Annotated in this window: 18 protein-coding genes; 8 read left to right on the top strand and 10 right to left on the bottom strand. The window is 30.5% G+C overall.

From position 1 onward, the window contains the following. Window positions 1-98: 98 nt before the first annotated feature. From murC to V9L04_RS02500, 4 genes are all read right to left on the bottom strand, one after another. Window positions 99-1553: a UDP-N-acetylmuramate--L-alanine ligase gene (gene murC / locus V9L04_RS02515; RefSeq protein WP_338792492.1), complete on the bottom strand. Its 1455-nt coding sequence runs from the start codon at window positions 1551-1553 to the stop codon at window positions 99-101. A 99-nt stretch (window positions 1554-1652) separates the two neighbouring features. Then, on the bottom strand, window positions 1653-2792 hold the full coding sequence (locus V9L04_RS02510; protein ID WP_338792491.1) for a DUF3800 domain-containing protein: 1140 nt from the start codon (window positions 2790-2792) through the stop codon (window positions 1653-1655). A 123-nt stretch (window positions 2793-2915) separates the two neighbouring features. After that, window positions 2916-4205, bottom strand: a complete 1290-nt coding sequence (locus V9L04_RS02505; protein ID WP_338792490.1) for an APC family permease — start codon at window positions 4203-4205, stop codon at window positions 2916-2918. After that, a complete protein-coding gene (locus V9L04_RS02500) occupies window positions 4202-5107 on the bottom strand; it encodes a hypothetical protein (protein ID WP_338792489.1) in 906 nt (301 codons plus the stop codon). The genes V9L04_RS02505 and V9L04_RS02500 overlap by 4 nt, the downstream gene beginning before the upstream one ends. 126 nt (window positions 5108-5233) lie before the next feature. On the opposite strand from V9L04_RS02500, the gene V9L04_RS02495 reads away from it, so the two are divergent. Both V9L04_RS02495 and gpmI read left to right on the top strand, forming a co-directional pair. Continuing rightward, a complete protein-coding gene (locus V9L04_RS02495) occupies window positions 5234-5812 on the top strand; it encodes a DUF1569 domain-containing protein (protein ID WP_338792488.1) in 579 nt (192 codons plus the stop codon). 116 nt (window positions 5813-5928) lie between these two features. Then, on the top strand, window positions 5929-7494 hold the full coding sequence (gene gpmI / locus V9L04_RS02490; protein WP_338792487.1) for a 2,3-bisphosphoglycerate-independent phosphoglycerate mutase: 1566 nt from the start codon (window positions 5929-5931) through the stop codon (window positions 7492-7494). Window positions 7495-7645: 151 nt separating this feature from the next. On the opposite strand, the gene V9L04_RS02485 is transcribed toward gpmI, so the two are convergent. After that, window positions 7646-8098: a DUF2061 domain-containing protein gene (locus V9L04_RS02485; protein ID WP_338792486.1), complete on the bottom strand. Its 453-nt coding sequence runs from the start codon at window positions 8096-8098 to the stop codon at window positions 7646-7648. A gap of 337 nt (window positions 8099-8435) precedes the next feature. Between V9L04_RS02485 and V9L04_RS02480 the strand changes: the two genes are divergently transcribed. The 4 genes from V9L04_RS02480 to V9L04_RS02465 all read left to right on the top strand — a co-directional run bounded on the left by V9L04_RS02480 (window position 8436) and on the right by V9L04_RS02465 (window position 13911). Then, entirely contained in the window at window positions 8436-9071 is a 636-nt protein-coding gene (locus V9L04_RS02480) for a rhomboid family intramembrane serine protease (RefSeq protein ID WP_338792485.1), read from the top strand. 151 nt (window positions 9072-9222) lie between these two features. Continuing rightward, entirely contained in the window at window positions 9223-10350 is a 1128-nt protein-coding gene (locus V9L04_RS02475; protein ID WP_338792484.1) for an AI-2E family transporter, read from the top strand. Between the two features lie 625 nt (window positions 10351-10975). After that, entirely contained in the window at window positions 10976-12928 is a 1953-nt protein-coding gene (locus tag V9L04_RS02470; RefSeq protein WP_338792483.1) for a T9SS type A sorting domain-containing protein, read from the top strand. A 113-nt stretch (window positions 12929-13041) separates the two neighbouring features. Then, window positions 13042-13911, top strand: a complete 870-nt coding sequence (locus V9L04_RS02465; protein ID WP_338792482.1) for a glycosyltransferase — start codon at window positions 13042-13044, stop codon at window positions 13909-13911. Here the strand turns inward: V9L04_RS02465 and V9L04_RS02460 are convergent. The 3 genes from V9L04_RS02460 to V9L04_RS02450 form a co-directional block, all read right to left on the bottom strand. After that, window positions 13851-14489 (bottom strand): hypothetical protein, encoded by a 639-nt coding sequence (locus tag V9L04_RS02460; protein WP_338792481.1) that lies wholly within the window; start codon window positions 14487-14489, stop codon window positions 13851-13853. The two genes, V9L04_RS02465 and V9L04_RS02460, sit on opposite strands and share 61 nt — an antisense overlap. A 52-nt stretch (window positions 14490-14541) precedes the next feature. After that, entirely contained in the window at window positions 14542-15447 is a 906-nt protein-coding gene (locus V9L04_RS02455; RefSeq protein ID WP_338792480.1) for a hypothetical protein, read from the bottom strand. A gap of 117 nt (window positions 15448-15564) precedes the next feature. Further along, a complete protein-coding gene (locus V9L04_RS02450; RefSeq protein WP_338792479.1) occupies window positions 15565-16575 on the bottom strand; it encodes a hypothetical protein in 1011 nt (336 codons plus the stop codon). A gap of 253 nt (window positions 16576-16828) precedes the next feature. Here V9L04_RS02450 and V9L04_RS02445 point away from each other — a divergent pair, with 253 nt between their 5' ends. Continuing rightward, entirely contained in the window at window positions 16829-17395 is a 567-nt protein-coding gene (locus tag V9L04_RS02445) for a biopolymer transporter ExbD (RefSeq protein ID WP_338792478.1), read from the top strand. A 54-nt stretch (window positions 17396-17449) separates the two neighbouring features. On the opposite strand, the gene V9L04_RS02440 is transcribed toward V9L04_RS02445, so the two are convergent. Beyond that, entirely contained in the window at window positions 17450-17989 is a 540-nt protein-coding gene (locus V9L04_RS02440; RefSeq protein ID WP_338792477.1) for a hypothetical protein, read from the bottom strand. Window positions 17990-18122: 133 nt separating this feature from the next. Between V9L04_RS02440 and ruvX the strand changes: the two genes are divergently transcribed. Next, window positions 18123-18542, top strand: coding sequence for a Holliday junction resolvase RuvX (ruvX, locus tag V9L04_RS02435; protein WP_338792476.1), 420 nt, complete (start codon window positions 18123-18125; stop codon window positions 18540-18542). Between the two features lie 69 nt (window positions 18543-18611). On the opposite strand, the gene V9L04_RS02430 is transcribed toward ruvX, so the two are convergent. Continuing rightward, window positions 18612-20837, bottom strand: a complete 2226-nt coding sequence (locus tag V9L04_RS02430; protein ID WP_338792475.1) for a S9 family peptidase — start codon at window positions 20835-20837, stop codon at window positions 18612-18614. Window positions 20838-21002 lie beyond the last annotated feature (165 nt).

Here is a 21002-nt window from a genome sequence, read left to right as displayed (position 1 = left end):
TTATAGTTTAAAAAAATGAAGCAATTTTAAAAATGACTTATATTAATGGTCATTGCTTGTATAATTAACGGCAACTACCAAAAAAGGTTTGATAAAATTTAAAATATTTTTTTGTGTAAAAAATCAGATAGTGGTTTGACAAAACGGTCTATATCTCCTGCACCTATTGTCAGCAAAATTTCTACCTCATTTTTATTAATTTTATCTTCTATATAAGTAAGTAATTCGGTATCAGAAAGTAATATTTTATTTTTAGCTTTTGTTTGCTCTAAAATAATATCTGAAGTAATTCCTTCAATTGGCAATTCTCTTGCTGGATAAATATTAAGTAAAATAAGTTGGTCATTAGGATTTTCCAAACTCAAACTCTCAGCAAAGCCTTCTTGAAAATCTCTAGTGCGTGAAAATAAATGAGGCTGAAAAATAGCAGTTACTTTTTTATTTGGATATAAATGTTTGATAGAAGAAAGTAAAGCCGAAATTTCGGTTGGATGATGTGCATAGTCATCAATATAAGTAATTTGTTTGCTTCTAAAAACATACTCAAAACGTCTTTTGACACCTTTAAAACTAGCTACTGTATTTCTAATTTTTTCAGTAGAAATATTAAGTTCACGAGCTACAGCAATGGCAGCACACATATTTTCCACATTATGAAATCCAGGCATAAAGAGTTGTAGATTTTCTATTCTTTCATTTTTTTGAGTATCTACAAAATCAAAACGACATGAATCTTTTTGAAGTTCATCTAAACAAATATTCTCAGCATAAATTTGAGTTTTATTACTAGAACTGTAATTTATCAATTCTACATTTTCATGTAGCGAATCTTTAACTGAATCAGCTATATTATTTTGAGCGAACAAAAGACCATTTTCTTTTACTTGACTTACAAAATCGCCAAATGACTTTTCAAGTTCTGTCTTTTCTCCATAAATATCCAAATGGTCGGCATCAGTTGAGGTAACTATGGCAATCGTTGGATACAAATGCAAAAATGAACGGTCAAACTCATCAGCCTCCACAACTGCCCAAACTTCATCAGTATTATTTATATCATTGACTACCAAATTTGAATTAAAATTAGCCGAAATTCCACCCAAAAAAGCTGTACAATTTATTCCACCTTCTTTCAAAAGATGTGCTACCATTGTCGAAGTAGTTGTTTTTCCATGTGTTCCTGCAACGGCAATTGTTTTTAAAGAGTGAGTGAGAAGTCCCAAAACAGCAGCTCGTTTGAGAATGGTATAGCCATTTCTTTGAAAAAATAACAGTTCAGAATGTGAACTAGGAACAGCAGGTGTAATTACGATAAGCGTTTCGTCTGGAAATTCTCTTACTTCTTTTGGAATTTGGTCGACATTATCTTCAAAATGAATTTTGATTCCTTCATTTTCAAGGTTCTGAGTAAGAGGTGTTTTTGTTTTGTCGTAACCTGCCACCGTTTTTTGATTGTGAGCAAACCAACGAGCAATGGCACTCATTCCAATTCCACCAATGCCGATGAAATAAACGTATTTTATGTTTTCTAATTGTATATTTTGAGCGTTCATTATTTTTATAGTTTTAAACCCTAAGGGACTTCATAGTTCCTTAGGGTTTGTTTGCTTTTTTTTATACAAAAAACGATAAGAATTTTTAGATTTACAAAATTATTTAGTTTTATCTATTATAGATTTCAATTTATGAAATTTTGGCTCATTTAATATATCATAATCTTTGTTAGTAGCAAGTAGAACTGCATTTCTACAATCCTCTACTCGCTTTAATAACGGTAAAATCATATCGTTACTATGATTTATAAACTTTTTTAGTTCATCCGAAGATGTTGGAATTTTATAACCACTTCTACTACTTGCAAGTATAATTCCGTCATCTCTTAAACTAGCAATAATTTTAGAACTGAAATATTGTTTACTAATTTTTTTATCACGGTTTATGTTTAGATGTTTGATAAATTCTCCTGAAGTAGTATATTCTTTATGATGTTTTGACTGATGAAATAATAAAAGTAGTTTTAAGAAATTGATTTTATCTCTTTCATTTTCTTTATTACCTTTTGCTCTATCTATAAAATCAAATATTCTTGTTAAACTAAGATTCGCTATAATTTTGTTGTCTTCAGAAAATGTTACATCCTCATCAAGATCTTTTATATTGAATTCTCTAGGGAAACGATTTAAACTTATCAATTTATTATTCAAAATCTCTAAAAATTCATCTGATTTATTAGATTTTTTTGTTTCATCAAAAATAAACCCTAATGTACCTGCAATGAAATCAGCTAATTGAACGCCTAACTCATTATGACTTTTCTTTATATGAAATTCAGAGCCAGAGAATAAATCACGAATATGGTTTTCTTCTACATAGCTTTTAAATCCTTTCATAAAATCATTTCCTCCATGTTCATCTACTTTTAATTCTAATTGAGGGAATGTTCTAAATAACTCTTTGTATAAAAGACCATTTAAAAACTTATAAAAGGACTTTTTATATTTAAAACCTTCTCCATATAATTTTCTTTTATCAACTACAACTCCATAAACTGTAAAATTTATCTTTGTTAATTGTTCAAGAATAATCAATCTTCTTCGATGATTATCAGAAACTTTACTAGATTTTATTTCTCCTGTTTGAAAATATTTTTTACGTATTTCTTCTATTTGTTTCTCAACGTCCTCCAACTCATCTTTTCTGATAATTACACTAGCTGCTATAAAATGACTACCTATATCAAATTTAAAAGAATTAGTACCAAATTCATCAGCAAAAGCAATAAATTTACTCATTTTGTTTGTATTTAAGTATGAAAAAATATCTCAAGATATAGAATGTTTTACAAAAAAAAGATGATTTTTTAGTTTCAACTATTAAAAATAATTCAATAATATTTTCATTCTCTAATTTCTAAACTACTGCTTTATCTTTTTTGAAAGATAAGGACTGGTAATAAAAATCAAAATAATAATTCCCCAAACAATACTTGATGGAATTGGATTTTCTTGAAACTGTCTGTAAGAAGAAATCAGAATGGCTGCTAAACAGCTTATACTTCCCAAAAGACAAAACCAATGGTACTTTACTTTTTTCTTGAAAGCTAAATAATTGACAATTCCGAAAGTAATCAGAAAAATCAAACTAGCAGCTTCTACCAAACTATCCAAAGAACCAATAACGGCAAGTAAAATAGCTAATGCTGCAAGGATAGAAATGGCATAAAAGGGAACTTTTGATTTGTTTTCTTTTGCCAAAAAAGAAGGTAAATCTTTATTTTGTGCTACTGTTTCGACTAATCTTCCTGTTGAAAATAAAGTTGCATTAATGGCAGAGCCTGTCGAAAATGCTGCTGCAATTGTCACCAAAATAAGCCCTGTTGTTCCTAATGCTTGTTTTCCTGCTAAAGCTAAAGCCACCTCCTTTTTTTCGATAAGCACATCAGCACCTACAAGCATAGTTGCACCCAAAGAAACCAAAACATAAATACCAATAACTGCAATAACTGCTGAAATGGTAGCTTTAGGAAGTGTTTTTTTAGGGTTTTTCATGTCGTCGTAATCATAGGAAAGAAGTTGAAAACCTTCGTACGCCATAAAAATAGTAGCTGCCCCAATAATAGCAGTATGCCAAGGTTTGGGTTCAATTCCTTTTGTAAGTTGTGGCATATCCCATTGTGAAAGTCCGAAAATAGCCAAACCTAAAAGAACAAAGAGTTTTCCCCAAACAGTAATAATTTCTACATTAGATGAATCGCCTATACCTCTAAAATTGATAAGTGCAAGTCCAAAAATAATAGCAAAAGCAAGTACACGAGGCAACCAATCGCCCAAGTTTACCACATTAGCTACATAATGTCCGAAAGTAAAAGCATACACAGAAATAGTAAGAATATAGCCTAAAATAAGAATCCAAGACAAACTTGTGGCTATTTTTTCATGAGTAGCTTCTGAAAGAAAAGTAAAAGCTCCACCACTTTTTTCATAAGTAATAGAAAGTTGTGCATAACTATGCGCTGAAATAAGTGCAATCACTCCTGCTATTATAAAACTAAGCCAAGCCCATTCTGCTGCTGTACTGATAATAACTCCCAAAACAGAAAAAATTCCACCTCCAACCATTCCACCAACAGCCATAGACCAAGTGGCATTGAAACCCATTTTTTTATCTGTATTTTGTTGTTGATTTTTTGAATCCGAATTACTCATTTTTCTAGTGTTTTAATATCCCATTTTTTTAATTTTGGATGATAACGCAATAATTGATTTTCTTTTAATCTTGCTAGTGTATCTGAAATAGTATAAACGATAACTTCTCCTTTTTTCACAAAAACAAACAAACTATCTTGACTAGATACGTCAAAAGTAGCTTCTTTGGTTTTGACTCTGAAACTTCCTGCATCTAATGTAAAGGAAATTAAATTTGGTTTTACTTCTAATTCTGCCAAACCTACAAGCTGAACAGCTCTTTCATCGCTTCTAAATTCAGTTGGAAAAACAAAACGAGAATCTGTTGTATAACGTACTTTTGAGCTATCTGAAAGTAGTTTGTCTCGCCATTCTTTTGGTTGGTTATCTACATAACTATTGAGATATTGCAAACCAATGCCTAAACCAATAGCAAAAACAATCACAACAGAAAAAGCAAACCAAGAATTTTTTGATTTTCGTTTTTTTAATCGTTTTTTAAGTTCAGACTCTTCAAATTCTTCATACTCTTTTCGTTCTGATAGAGCTGTTGCTGATGGAACAGTTCTATTTTGACTTGAGTTTTGAGTTGGTTTTTCTTTTTTAGATTTGTCTGTTTTATTACTTTCTATATCTTCAAAACCCAATTTCTGATTGATTTGATTTACAATTTCTTCAAAATATAAAATCTCATTATTTTGTTTATCAGAGTTATTATTTGTATCAAAATTTGGAGTTTCTAAATTAGTTCTTTGCCAAATTTCTTCCCATGCCAAAATTTTTTGAGGTGGTAATTCTGCCTTTTCAGCATCTTCTTCTTCCTCACCTTCTTCAATTATACGCATCAAAATAGTTCGCTCATAAGGCGAAATTGTTCCTTGAAGGTGTTTTAATAATAATTGCTCGCTTTCAGTAACTTTCATAATTTGCTGTTTGAGTATATACAGCTACGAAGGTAAAAAAAGATAGACTAAGTTTTGAAAAATAGCATTTTTTTTGTGTAAATTATGAGTTATATGTTATAAACAGAATTTAAAAAACACTTACTTATGAATCGTCGAAAATTTTTAAAAATCGGAGCAATTACATCAGGTGTTGTTCTTGTGGGAGCAGCAGGAGGAAGCTTTGCTCTTGACCACAAATTATCTACAAAAAAAGAAATACTGAGAAATATTTCTTTCTCGTCATTAAAAGAAGCCCAAGAAGAACTAGATAGATTAGAAAAAATAGTCTTGTTAGACCCTAAAAAAATTCAGTTAATCGGAGATTGGTCGTTGCATCAAAATCTTGTTCATTGCGCTCAAAGTATAGAATACTCATTGGTAGGATTTCCCAAACATCGTCCAAAAATTATTCAAAATACTATAGGAAAGATAGTTTTTGAAAAATTTGATGCACAAGGTTATATGATACACGATAGAAATGACCCTATTCCAGATGCTACGCCAATAGAAAAAGAGGGCAACTTACAAGCTGCTTTTGATAGAGTGAGAAAGTCTATTTCCGATTTTGAAAATCATAATACGGCTTACGAACCTCATTTTATGTATGGGAATCTTTCTAAATCACAATACGAAAGAGCGCATTATTTACATCTTGCTGACCATTTGACAGGATTGAATGGGTAGCTCTATATAAGAAGTCAAGATGATAATCTTAATTTTTGTAGTATTTTTTTTAACTTCGTTTTTGATAAAAAATAAAGCCCTTGTTGGTGTATCACTAACAATACAATAACCAAGAAATGAACAACACAGAAAATACTAAAAAAGTCCTTTTAATGATTTTGGACGGCTGGGGAATTGCTCAAGATGCAACCGTTTCAGCTATTGATGCAGCCAAAACGCCTTTTGTAGATAGTTTATATACTAATTATCCAAATTCAAAACTCAGAACTGATGGTGAGTTTGTAGGACTTCCAAAGGGACAAATGGGAAACTCAGAAGTTGGACACATGAATATTGGTGCAGGAAGAGTAGTTTATCAAAACTTAGCTCGCATAAATTCTGCTATTCAAAATAATGAATTAGATAAAAATGAAATACTACAAAATGCCTTTAGTTATACAAAAGAAAAAGGCGTAAAACTTCACTTTGTGGGTTTGATTTCAGAAGGTGGAGTTCACTCTCATACTTCTCATCTAAAAGCTCTAACCTCACTTGCTACAGAAGCTGGTTTGAAAAATATTTTTATTCATGGTTTTACAGATGGAAGAGATACAGACCCAAATTCAGGAGAAGGTTTTTTGACAGATTTGGAGAATCATTTAAAAACTACAAATGCAAAAATGGCTTCTTTAGTTGGTCGTTATTATGCAATGGATAGAGATAACCGATGGGAAAGAGTAAAGCTTTCTTATGATGCAATGGTAAAAGGCGAAGGCAAAAAAGTGAAAAATGCAGTTTTGGCTTTGAAAGAATCATACAAAGAAGGAGTAACAGATGAGTTTTTGAAACCCATCATTATTACAGATGAAAATAACGAACCTTTAGCAAAAATAGAAAAAGATGATGTTGTAATTGCTTTCAATTTTCGTACAGATAGATGTAGAGAAATAACACAAGCCTTGAGTCAGCAAGACTTTGAAGAGCAAGACATGAAAAAATTAGATGTATATTATGTTACAATGACTAATTACAATAAGAATTTTAAGAATGTCAAAGTCATCTTTGATGATATAAATTTGAATAATACGCTAGGAGAAGTTTTGGAGAGCAATAATAAAACTCAACTTCGTGCAGCCGAAACTGAAAAATATCCTCATGTTACTTTCTTTTTCTCGGGAGGAAGAGAAAAACAATTTGAAGGCGAAAACAGAATCATGTGTGCATCTCCAAAAGTAGCTACCTACGATTTGAAGCCTGAAATGAGTGCTTTTGAACTAAAAGATAAAGTCATACAAGATTTAAATCAAAACAAACCTGATTTTGTGTGTCTAAATTTTGCTAATCCTGATATGGTCGGGCATACAGGAGTTTTTGAGGCTGCCGTAAAAGCCTGTGAAACAGTAGACAGTTGTGCAAAAGAAGTTTCTCAAGCAGCTTTGAAAAATGGCTATCAAGTTATCATTATTGCAGACCACGGAAATGCAGATAAAATGAAAAATGAAGATGGAACGCCAAATACAGCACATACCACAAACGAAGTTCCTATGTTTTTGCTTTCAAATGAAGCAATAAAGAATAATTATTCTCTCAAAGATGGCAAACTAGGAGACATTGCCCCTACTATTTTGAGTTTGATGAATATAGAAATTCCAAAAGAAATGACAGGTGAAATTATTACAGAAAGTAGTTTGGAGCGTGTTTAATAGTTTAAGAACGTTTATTTTTGAATGTTGATTTTGTTTCAGCTTAGAAAATAAAAAACATTTTTTTTAATGTAAAAAACACGCAATAGATTCATTTATTTTATTGCGTGTTTTTTATAAATAATTTGAAAGCTAATCTCTGAATCGTGTTTTATTGACAATTTATACATTCCTCAACAGTTGTAGCATGAGGAGTACGGTCTATTTTTCCCCACATTACACGTTCCCAAACACGCTCATGGAAATAATAAAGAGATAATTTAGTAATTACCTCAAAGGCTGCGATTTGTGAAGCTGCAAAAGGAGTTCCTGTAAAAAAGAAGGCAATCATAAAGGTATCTATTGTTCCAAAGATTCTCCAACTAACACCTTTTAAAAAACTTTTACCATGAGAAAGCAAACGATTATCACTCTCTTTGATACGATTCCAAGCTCTTTCATGTAAAAAGTAGAGAATGGTTTTGGTAAAAACTTCTCCTAAACCAATTTTTAGGGCATCTCCAAAATGACCTGTAATGAGCCATGACAATAAAATAGTATCTATGGTTGCAAATACTCGCCAACTGATTCCTTTTACAATGCTTCTATATATAGTTTCTTTCACAATTTTTATTTTTTACTTTTGGATGATTTTTGAAATGATTTACTTAAATAAAGTTATCTTTCAATAGATTTGTTTAACTAAATAAAATCCTACAAACTATTCTTAAAAGATAATAGTAAAGCTATCAATTTATTTACATAACGAGTTCTTTTTGATAGTGTTTCGTTTGCACGTTGTTTTATTTGACTTAATTCTGTTTTTAAGGAATTTAATTCTATAAATTCCTTAAAAAATTATTTAAAATTAGTGTATTTTTATCTAATACACTTATTTTTTCGTTAGATTATTTATTTACTTACTAATTGTATTGAGCAATTCACATCAAAATTTATATAAAATGGTCATTTCAGTTTCTTTAGCTATTTTAGTAGTTACAATTATTATTAGTGTTTTGGGATTTAATAATCCAGAACTACAAGCCAAGTTATTACATAATCCTTTTTTGGCTAATAAAAATAAGGAATACTACCGTCTTCTTTCATCAGGGTTTATTCATAATGGACTATCACATTTGGGTTTTAATATGCTAACTTTTTTCTTTTTTGGAGGAGTGGTAGAAAAGGTATATAGAAATAATTATGGAGACATTTTGGGTTCAGCTATTTTTTTAGGAGTTTATTTGATTGCCATTATTCTTTCTGATTTACCTTCGTTTTTTAAATACAAAGATATGCCTGCTTATAGTTCACTAGGTGCATCAGGGGGAGTTTCAGCGATTGTTTTTGCTTCTATTTTATTTCAACCTACAAGTGATTTATATCTATTATTAATTCCGATTCCAATTCCTGCATTTATTTTGGGTACTCTGTATGTGATTTATTCTTATTATCAAAGCAAAAACTCATCTGATAATATCAATCATTCGGCTCACTTATACGGAGCTGTAACTGGCTTTGTGATTAGTGCAATACTTATTCCTAGTGCAGTTTCTGATTTTTTTGTTCAACTTTCTCATTATCGTTTACCTTTTTAGTTTAAAAAAGGTAATTTTTTTCTAGCTTTATTCAACATAAAAAGCAAAATGTAGTTGTATGATTATGTTTTGCTTTTTTTAGGTAAATTTGCATCTTCTAATTCAAATTTCAGGAATATCATTTTTTAAACTCTATTTTTTTTATCTTTTTATGGAAAATAATCTCCAATTTACCAAACTTCCTTTCTCTGTCGAGACAGCGTTTTATATTGTTGCTTTTTTAGTGCTTTTTGTCTTTGCAATAATAGAGGCTAAAGGTCTTTTAATTCCTTTTACTTATTCGGTATTAATTTCTTTTATTCTTTATCCGATGTGTAAATTTTTTGAAAAGAAAGGCATACCTCGTATTCTGAGTATTCTCATTTGTTTTTTTATTGTTATATTGGGCTTGTTTGGTCTGTTTTATTTTTTCTCTACTCAAGTAGTCAGTATTGTGCGTGAGTTTGAAGATTTTAGAGGAAAATTATTAGGATTGGTACATCAAGGAATTGAACAGTATAACAAAATTGTTCCCAACTCAAAACTAGATGATGAGAGTTTACTCAAAAAAGCACAAACTTGGCTTACAGAAAGCTCATTGCTTTCAGGTACTCTCAATCAGACAAGTAACTTTTTTTCAGGATTAATACTTGTTCCAATTTATGTTTTTCTTTTGTTACTTTATCGTACAGGAATAAGAAAAGTATTGTTGCGTTTTGTGCATACAGATTATCGTGTTGCTTTTACTCATCTGTTAGCAGACGTACAACAAGTAGGACAAAAATATATTGGGGGACTCATAACAATTATTTTTATTATTGGTCTTTTAGATAGTATTGCACTGTGGATTATTGGTGTTGATTCTCCTTTCTTTTTTGGCTTTTTGGCTGCTTGTTTGGCAATTATTCCTTATGTAGGAACAGGAGTTGGTGCGCTTTTACCTGCTTTGTATGCCCTCATGAATCATAGTCCAACAATGGCATTATATGTTTTGATTGCTTTTTGGGCTGTGCAGTTTGTAGAAGGAAATTTTCTTACTCCAAAAATTATTGGTGGAGAAGTAAGTTTGAATCCTTTAGCTGCAATTTTATCTTTGGTGACTGGTGGATTTGTATGGGGAGTATCTGGAATGGTTTTGTTTATCCCTCTAGCTGCAATATTGAAGATTGTGTGTCAGAATTATAAAGAATTAGAACCTATCTCTGGACTTATGGGGGATGAAATTACGCAAGGAGATGAAATTATAAAAGGAAAAGAGCATACTCCTAGAAAGCCTTTTTGGAAAAAACTATTCAAATAATAGTCAGGATTTTTGATAAATCATTTTTATTTTTTAGAAGTCGTTTAAGAATAGGTTACTGTACCCTACTTTTTTTTGATTTGATATTCAAGTTGCAGCGCAACGCAATATTTGTAAAAAAAAGTAAAATTATAAAGTTATAAAAGTTGCAGCGCAACGCAATATTGATATTTTTTTCTGAATATTATAAATTATATAATGTTGCGCTGCAACTAAAAAACACTTTTAAAAAAAGTAGAGTACAGTAAGAATAGGTTTTGTAAGTGTATTTGCTGGTGTCACGACGCTAAAAAACACCAATCAAAGGCTATGTACTTTTCCATAAAATAGGATTTGCAAACCCTACTTTGTGGAAAAATAAAACTTGTAGCAGACAGAACATAATTTTTCTATTCTCAAACAACTTCATAGAGTACATGGGTTGCCCTAAAAACAAAGATTTTAAAGAACATGCTCTGTATAAGTTTGATAACTATTGACAAACAATTATCTTTGTAAATAAATTAAAAATACATCCACCCAACTCCCACTTTATTTATCGGAAAAATATCTACAAAATTAAATTTTAACCTTCCAAATCGATTCAATTCGATAAAAAAATCTATTTTTCCTTATTTTTGTAGTTATGAACAAAACGATAATAACACTTTTCCTGCTTATTTTTATAGGTACAGGAATATATACTCAAGCTGTTGCTCAAATTTTGATTTTTCCTATTCAAACTCAAAACAGCTCTCAAAAACACAAAGACACTAAAAAAACGAACTCTTTATCTCCTCGTCTGAACAAAATTCAACGTATAGAAGAAGACACAATTGTGCTTACATTACCTTTCTTTGAAGATTTTTCCACTACTTCAGTAGGTATGGCTGATTCGGCTAAATGGATAAAAGGGAGTGGCGTTTTTATCAATAACGGAATTCCATTGAATCCACCAACAAAAAATGTGGCTACTTTTGATGGTGTAGCAGCAAATGGAAAGCCTTATGACCAACTTTTTCCAACTCGTCAGGGTTTGGGAGACACACTTACTTCTCAACGTTTTGATTTGACCTTAGTCGATCCAAGTGAAGAACTTTTCTTTTCTTTTATGGTACAGGCTCGTGGAAATGGAGAAACACCTGATACAACAGACTTTTTGAAAGTAGAGTTTTTAGATGATGAAGGAAACTGGGAGCAACAATGGGAAAAAAGAGGAGGTAGAATTGATACCAAACGCTTCGAACATATTATCTTCAAAATAGAAGACGAAAAGTTTTTTCATGATAGTTTGCAGTTTCGTTTTACTTCTTATAATCGTCTCTCAGGAGCATTTGATGTTTGGAATGTAGATTATATTTATTTTAATACAAATAGAAATGCCACTGATACTGTTTTCTTAGATGTAGCCACAAGCCAATCTCCTACTCATTTTATCAAACCTTATTCGGCTGTTCCTTATGATCATTTTTGGAGTGATACAACACAATTTTTAACAGATTCTATTTTTTCTACTGTAAATAATTTAGATCAAACATTCAATGTAATTTCTTATTTGTGTGAAGTCAGAAACGAAGAAACAAAAGATATTTTAGGTTATTGGTATGGTTTGGATGATGAGAGAGCTTCTTCTTCTACATTAATTGAAGGTTTTGAGAGAAACAAAAAAATTGTAGCTATTCCCTATGCCAATCTATTACCACAAGGACAGGATTCGATGACCATTACGCATCAGTTTCAAGTAAATACAAGAGAACCAGATGAGAATTTTGGAGGAGTTTATACTAGAAGCAATGATACAATTAGCCAAACTTCTGTATTTAAAGATTATTATGCTTACGATGACGGAACAGCAGAATATGCAGCAGGAATTAATCAAAAATTTGGGCAACTTGCCTATCAGTATTATGTCTCACAACCTGATGTGCTGACTCATATAGATGTTTATTTTGCAAGAATTGGAGCAAGTGTAGAAAATCAAACTTTTAATATTAAAGTTTGGAAAAAAATTGATTTTTCAAAAACTGAAATCACAGATTCTGTTATGCTTACTCAAAATACCATTCTTAGATATTCTGATAACATAAATGAATTTAAACGCATTGCTCTTTCTCGTTCTATTGATGTTTCAGACACTATTTATATAGGAATTCAACAATTAGGCGAAAATATGTTGCCTATCGGATTGGATTTGCAGACAGATTCTAAAAGCAAAATGTTTTTTAATGTTCGAAATTATTGGGAGCAAAACGAATTTGTTGATGGAAGTCTGATGCTACGTCCTGTTTTTTCAAAAGAAGATGTCGTTACAGCAATTGAAGATGTTACAGAAAATAATGGATATGAGCTGTGGCAACAAAATTTAGTGTTATATCCTAATCCTGCACAGGATAAAATAAATTTGAATGGCAAAGTTGAGGCTGTTCAAATTATAGATTTAACTGGAAAAGTTTTAGGAGAATATTCATTAAATCCATATTCTTCTTTTGCTACTGATAAAGAAATAAAACTTCCTGCTTTTATGAAAAATGGAATGTATTTAGTTAGATGTCAGTACAAAAATTTTACTACTGTTAAGAAACTAGTGATTCAAAAATAGAGCAAATACACGAAATTTTTATTTTATAAACCTGATTCAAGCGTCGACACTTGAATCAGAAATTTTGTAGGTTTTTACATTTGCGAAAGTCCTAAAGAATATTCTATCTAAAAATGGTTTCAATAATTTGTTTGTGTTACAATCATTCCAATTTTATCGAAGAAGCTCTGTATTCTATCTTTAATCAGACCTATAAAAATTGGGAATTGATTATCGTAAATGATGCCAGTACGGATAACAGCAAAGAAATTATAGATAAAATTGTAAAAAATAATCCTCTTCAAAATCTTCAAACTATTCATTTAGAACATAATAAAGGAAACTGTGCAGCTTTTAATGAAGGTTTTAGAATTTCGAAAGGAAGGTATATCATAGATTTGGCAGCCGATGACAAATTTGAAATTGATAAACTAGAGAAACAAGTCAAGATTTTAGAAAGTGCTGATACTCAAACAGGAGTTTGTTTTACAAATGCTACCCTAATAAATGAAGAAGTTGATGAAAACAGCAACAAACTAGGAAACTATTATTTTGATTGGTACAAAAAACTACCAAAAGACGGTTTTATTTTTAAAGAACTAATCAGAGCAGGAGGAATGATTTGTTCGCCTACAATGCTAATTAAAAGAGAGGTTTTGGAAGAATTAGGAGGTTATGATGAATCACTTTCGTATGAAGATTATGACTTTTGGGTGCGAAGTAGTAGAAAGTGGAAATATATTTTCCTTAATGAAAATCTGACTTTTTATAGAAAGACAAATCATTCTCATTCCTCTACATTTAAGAAAAAAAATAACCCTCATCTTTATTCTACTTTTAAAGTCTGTCAAAAAGGATTTTATTTGTGTCGAAATAAAGAAGAATATAAATCACTCTCTATTTCTGTACTATATCATTTCAAAGAATCATTAAAATATAAGAACTATAAAGCTGCAAAGGGATTTTTTTGGTTATTAAGTAAGTTGATTTTGAAATTATTATAATTTGATAAATCAATTTTTACTGTATCTGACCAATCTGTAAGTATTTTTATTAAATTATTGAGCATATCTTCATTTAGATTCATTGAAAAGAACAATACTTCTTCTTTGAATGAAATCTGTAATTGATAATTATTCTCCTCTTTTGGAATCAGTTTAATTTCTTCAATTTTATGTTTTTCCAAAATTACTTTTTGTTCTTTATAGGGCATAAATACAATGATTTGGTCTTGTTCTATGCTTATGATTGGTTTTTTTAGCTTATCTATCATCTTCAAACCTTCACTTAAAAACATTCCAATAAGCATAATTCCTGTTATAAATAAAAAGAGTATTAGATAGGAATGAGTGATAATGGAAATTAGATAAATCAAAAGAGAAAATAATAATAATGAGCTTATAAATATGCCTAAGCGTGCAACTGAATGTTTAGGTTTCTCTTTAAACTCTTTCATGTCCAAACTAGAAACTTCCCATGGCAATGTTTTGAGTTGTAATTCAAATTGTTTCCAATCTGAAAGGTTAATCAAATGGGTTTTGAAATAGTGTTCTTTATGCTTTGAAATGAGTATTTTTTCCAAAATTAAATTGTTTTAGTTAAATTTTTGTTATTTACATTCAAAGTTTAAAAAATTAAGGCAAAAGTAAATTCGGATTTTCATCATCATCATCCAAGGAAGCATACAAATAACTATAATCTCTCATTCCACTTACTGCAAATTTTACTTTTGTTAAATCAATTCTGACGGTATTTGACCACTCATAAAGTGTTTCTATCAAATTTTCAAACTTTAAATGATTTAGATTCATGGAGAAAAACATAGTTCCTGTTTTGTATGAAACACGTAATTTGTAATTATTTTCTTCTTTCGGAATAAGCTCAATTTCTTCGATTTTGTGTTTTGCTAGAGTTACTTTTTGCTCTTTATAAGGCATAAAAACAATAATTTGGTCTTTTTCTATGCTAATGGAAGGTGCGCTATTTTTGTCTAATACAAATTCAGTATCTTTTGATGCTATTTTAGACCAAAAAAATATGATAGCTGAAACTGAAATAATCATAAGAATTATAAAACCTATTATAGCTAAATCATTATTTATAAAATCGTTTTGTACTCCTTCCATAAATAAAAAAATTGATAATATAGAAATTGAAACTACTTTTCCAAATGTGAAATTTATATCATTTTTCGTCTTTTTATATTCCTTCAAATCCAAACTAGAAAGTAACCAAGGCAATGTTTTAAGCTGTGTGTCAAACTGTTTCCAATCTGAAATACTGTGCAGATACGCTTTAAAATATTGCCTCTTCGATTTTAAATTGAGTGTCTTTTTTACTGGAAAAATGGCTAAAGTTCTGTTCTGATTACAATGTTTTTCGTTTAGATATTCCCACGAGCTTTTTAAAAAAGCCGATTTACATTCCTTGCAAAAAACGATTTCATCGCCTTCTACAATCAAATCACCTGTAATTGGATCTTGTCGACTTTCATTCAAAAAATCTGAATGAGAGGTAGAATTTATTTTGTGAGTGTTCAATATGAAAATAGTTTTGCTTGAGAAATTAATAGGAAAGATAACAACTGTTATGATAAGTAAATTGTAAGTCAAGCTAAACAACTCGTAATTTTTAATCCGTAATCTGTAATTGAACTTTTAATAAATCAAAACCATTGACCAGTATCTTTCTTTTCTAGCTGCTCCAATTCGTTTTACTTGTGCATCCATTAAGCGTTTACATTGTGGAGGGGTGAGTTTCCAACCACGAAAAGCCTGCTCAATTTCTGTAAAACTGTATGACATGTTTTCGTAGGCTCTTTCTGTTTTTATTCCTGCTTCTGAAAGTCTTTGTTGTGTACTTTTGCCATCTATATCAGTTGTCATACCCTCTTTTAGCCATAAGGCAATAACTAACCTTTTTGTAGAAATAGCAATAGTACTATCCCATTCAACAGGCTCTACAGGAGGAAAATAACTTCCACCACAATGACATCCTTCTTGTCTTAATTCATTTGTTAAGTCTAAAAATTTCTCTGCTAATACTCCATCAATTTGTTGTTCAAAGTCTAAGATATTATCAATCATATCATCTAGTGAACCTAAATTTTCGTTATCAATAGTTTTTACTTCAACATCAAGACAATTAAAATGATTTGTTTTTTCCTCAGCCCCTATACCTTCTATAAAATCTACAACTTTTACATCTTTTGGCAATCGTTCAAAATGCACTTCACAGGTAAATACAGCTCCTTCCTCAGTTTCAAATACTACTGCTTCTTTTGTGTTCAAAATAGGACGTTTGATAATATCATGGACAGCAATATTCTTTATTTCTATCAATTCAAAAACCTCTGAAGGATTTTCGTCATTTTTTAAGAACCATGCTAAATCTTCTCCTGGTCCATAATAGGTTGCTGTTCCTTGCTCATAATGAGAAACATAACGAAAATGAAAAATAGTACGGTCTTTTGTATAATCAATTTTATCTAAAATATAATTATTCTGCCATTTTTTGTAGACTGGTTTGTAATCAACAAAAGGTTTGTCTAAAACTAATTTTTTAGTATTTGCTGGATTTACATTTTGAGCAAATGTATGATTTGATAAACAGAGAGTTGTGAATAAAGATAAAATACACACCCACAGGTTTTTGCTATGACTTTTCATGTTTTTTTTTTAAATATATAGAATAGGTAGAATTTTTTGGTGTAGTACAATTACATATTTAATTCAGAAACGCAGTTTTTTTAAGTTACGTTGCTTATAGTATTTAAGATTTTAAAAATAGAATTGTTACTAATTTGATAAAAAAGGATTCAAAAATAAAGCGAGCTTTTAGATTTTACTTCAAAATAAATATAAAACAGCTTATTAATTACTAATTAGGTCTCATTTTTTAATTATTTAAACGTTCAATTTTATGAATCTTAAACGAGAAAAAGCCACTGTTAATGCTAGTTCGATGGCAGATATTGCCTTTTTATTACTTATCTTTTTTTTAGTCAGTACACGAATAGCATCTGAAAAAGGATTTGCAATGTCTTTACCACCAAAACAAGAACAAAAAATACAGCCTACACCAGCTTTAGATAGAGATGTTTTGAGAGTTAGTATCAATTCTGAAAACAAAATTTTGATTGAGTCTGATAGAAATGCAACAGTTTCAGATATAAAAAAACTTGTCAAAACGCATTTGATGAATTATGGAAAAGAGGACAATTATTCACAAAATCCACAAAAAGCAGTTGTCGTTTTGAGTAGCCAACGCCAAACTGATTATAATTTTTATATTGAAGTTTTAGATCAAATCAAAGCAGGATATAATGATTCGAAGGCAGATTTTTTGACTAAAAAAATGGTTGTGAAATATAATGCAATAGAAATTATAGATTTTGCACAGCAAAAAACATTAGAAGAAAAAGAAATGTATCAGCTCTTGCAAAAAGAGTTTCCAGTCAATATTTTGGAACAAAATAATTCTAATTAAACAAAAAAACCTATAAGGTTTCTAAAAATCTTATAGGTTTAGGTTTGATAAAAATTAGTCATCATCTTCTTCTGTACTATTTTCTTTTTTGTACTCTATTTCTGTTAGTAAAAAAGGCTGACTATCAGTTTTATACCAGTCCATTTCTTCTATATATTTTTTTCCGTTTCGTGTTACTTCAAAAGTAAACTCTACTTTGTGTCCACTATTAGTACCTTCTACCTTTTCATATTTAGAGGCTTGTAGAGCATATTTTTCTACTTGTCCGTTTGTTTCTGCCTCTTTTTTAAGCATTTCTAACCAAGTAGTTTCTGAAAAATTGGTGTACATATTCTGTTCTACCATTGCAGTAGTGTTTTCGTACAAACCATTTTTTAATGCTTCATAAAAAGAAATAGCTTGCTCAGTTGCTTCTGCTTTTTCAGCATATTCCAAATTTTCTTGTTCTGTATTTGCTTCTGCATTTACAGCTTGCTGAATTTCTGTATTTGAGTCAGCTTCTGTTGTGCTTTCTGTATTGTTTGGAGTTCCACACGCATAAAATGCACATAAGATTCCTGCAATAAGTAGTTTTGAAGATAATTGCTTTATCATTTTTTGGATATTTTGATAATAAATTTATTTTAAAAGTGAAATTTAAGTATAAAATTAGAGTTTTTAACAAAAATGGATTTGTTTTAGTGTATTTTTGAGTAAAATTTAAAATTTGTATAAAGAAAAATATAGTATGGGAAGATTATTAGCCATTGATTACGGACAAAAAAGAGTAGGTTTAGCCGTTACAGATTCTGAAAAAATAATTGCGACAGCTTTAGAAACTGTTGCCGAAAAAGAAGTTTTGGAGTATCTTAAAAATTATATAGAAACCGAACCTGTAGAAGTTTTTGTATTAGGAATGCCTAAAAAATTAGATAATTCACCTTCTAGTAATGCAGCAGCCGTGGTAAAATTTCAGAAAAAATTAGAAACTCTTTTCCCAGATATTCCGATTGCTTTGGAAGACGAGCGTTTTACTTCTTCGCTTGCCTTAGATGCCATGATTAGTGGTGGAATGAGTAAGAAAAACCGTCGTAATAAATCTAATGTAGACAAAATAAGTGCTGTTTTGATTTTACAAACCTATATGGAAAGAAGAAGTAATCAATAAAAGTAAAAAATCCTCTCCATTAGAATTAATCTAACAGAGAGGATTTTAACTGACAGAAAAATATAGATTCTATAAATTATCTTCTACAAATTTTGTCATCATATTATATAAGTGAATTCGTGTCATTCCACCATAAATTCCGTGATTTCTATCTGGATAATAGAACATTTCAAAAGGGCGATTTGCATTTACAAGAGCATTTTGAAGAGCAATAGCATTCTGAACATGCACATTATCATCACCTGTTCCATGAACCAAAAGAAACTCTCCTTTTAGTTTTGCAGCGTGTGTAATTGGCGAAAAATCATCATAACCACTAGGATTATCTTGTGGACGTTGCAAGAAACGTTCTGTATAAATTGTATCATAATATCTCCACGAAGTAACAGGAGCAACAGCAATTCCAGCTTTAAAATAATCAGCTCCAAGTGTCATTAAAAGCGAAGACATATAACCACCATAACTCCAGCCCCAAATACCAATTCTGTCTTTATCTACATAAGGCAAATCACCAAGAAATTTTGCTCCGTCAATTTGATCTTCTACTTCTAGCTTTCCAAGGTTTTTATAAGTTGCCTTTTTGAATGCTTCGCCACGTCCTTGTGTACCACGATTGTCTACAGTAACTACAATATAGCCTTTTTGAGTTAGCATTCCGTGCCAAAGGTCGTTTGTTCCACCTGCCCAAGAATCAGTTACAAGTTGAGAACCTGGTCCTCCATAGACGTGCATCAAAACAGGATATTTTTTATTCTTATCAAAATCTACTGGCTTAAAAATTTGATAATTCAGGGTTTCACCATTTCTATTTTTAAAAGAAGAAATCTCTTTTTGAGGCAAGTCATTTTCTTTGAATGTTTGAATAAGTCCATCGTTATCTTGAATTTTGCTCAATAACAAATTTCCTTTTGTTTGATACAAACGATAATTGACAGGCATTTCTGTACTTTCATGGGTAAGGATATAGAAAGCAAAATCTTTACTCATATCAACAGAGTTTGTTCCGTGTCTGTCTGTTAGCTTACGAGTTTTTTTACCTTTCAAATCTACCATGTACAAATGACGCTCTAAAGGAGAATCTTGTGTAGAAATATAATACAACATCGGTACTTTTAATCCTTTTTCTTCTACTCCTAAAAGCTCAATGACTTCCCAATCTCCATTTGTAATTTGACTGACTTGCTTTCCATCCATTGTATAAAGATACAAATGCTTGTATCCTGTACGCTCACTAGAAACAATAAAATGCTTACCATCTTCAAGATAAATCAAATCTTGAGTATATTCAAAATCAACATAACCATCTTTATCTTCATCAGAATAAACTACTTTCGTTTTACCTGTTTTTATGTCAGCATGAATAAGGTCAATTTTGTTTTGTAGACGGTTCATTCTACGAATTGCCAAAATATCAGCATCATTTGTAAACTGCAAACGAGGAACATAAATATCTTTTTCTTCTCCTAAATCAATTTCTTTTTTTTCTTTAGAATCCAAATTATAAACAAAAACTTTGAGTGTAGAATTATCTGCACCTGCTTTTGGATACTTGAATTTGTAATCAATAGGATATAATTGAGATTTATCAGCCCAATATTGCATATTATATTCCATTACTTTGCTCTCATCAAACTGAACAAAAGCCAAATTTTTTCCATCTGGCGACCAATCAAAGGCTTTTGTAAGGCTAAATTCTTCTTCATAAACCCAATCTCCTGCACCATTTATGATTTTATTGAAAAGTCCATCATCTGTAATCTGAACTTCTGTCATGTCTGATAAAATTGTATAGAAGAGGTTATTATCTCTAAAAAAAGCTACTTTTGAGCCATCAGGAGAAAAAGTAGAGTATGCAGAACGACCTTTCTCTGATAATTTCTTTACTGATTTATCCTTTGTATCAACTACATAATATTCAGCTACATACGAACGACGATAAATAGACTGACGGTTCGTTTGAATCAAAATTTTGTCTTCTTTATCTGAAAAAGAATATTCTGCAATGGTAATTTTTGGGTCGGAAGCATCACCATCAAAAATAGTTTCGACAGCTTCATTGGTTTTTATATCATAACGAACAATAGAATTGCCATCCATACGAGTATAAAACTGACCATTGTTTGTCCAGTCTACGCCTTGTAGATTTTTTGCGTAAAGTGTTCCATTTGAATAAATGTCTGTAACACTAATTTTTGTTTTTTTATCATCTTGTGCTATTGCCTCTGAGGACAAATAGACACTAGAGAAAGCAAAAATCCCTAAAAAGAGGGATAAAAAGTAATTTTTCTTTAACATAGTAGAGATTATAATTGATTTTGGATATAAACTATCAAGTTCGCAAATTTTGACTAATTATTCAAAATATGCAATTAATTGAAGCAAAAAACCCTTTCTTTTTCTCAACTATAAGAAAAAATAACATATAGAATTTTAACTATTTTTTGTTGAAAAAAAAATATG

The sequence above is a fragment of the Bernardetia sp. MNP-M8 genome (assembly GCF_037126285.1).
Classification (GTDB): domain Bacteria; phylum Bacteroidota; class Bacteroidia; order Cytophagales; family Bernardetiaceae; genus Bernardetia.
The sequence above is the reverse complement of the archived record's forward strand: the minus strand, read 5'-3'. Positions and strand labels throughout refer to the sequence as shown.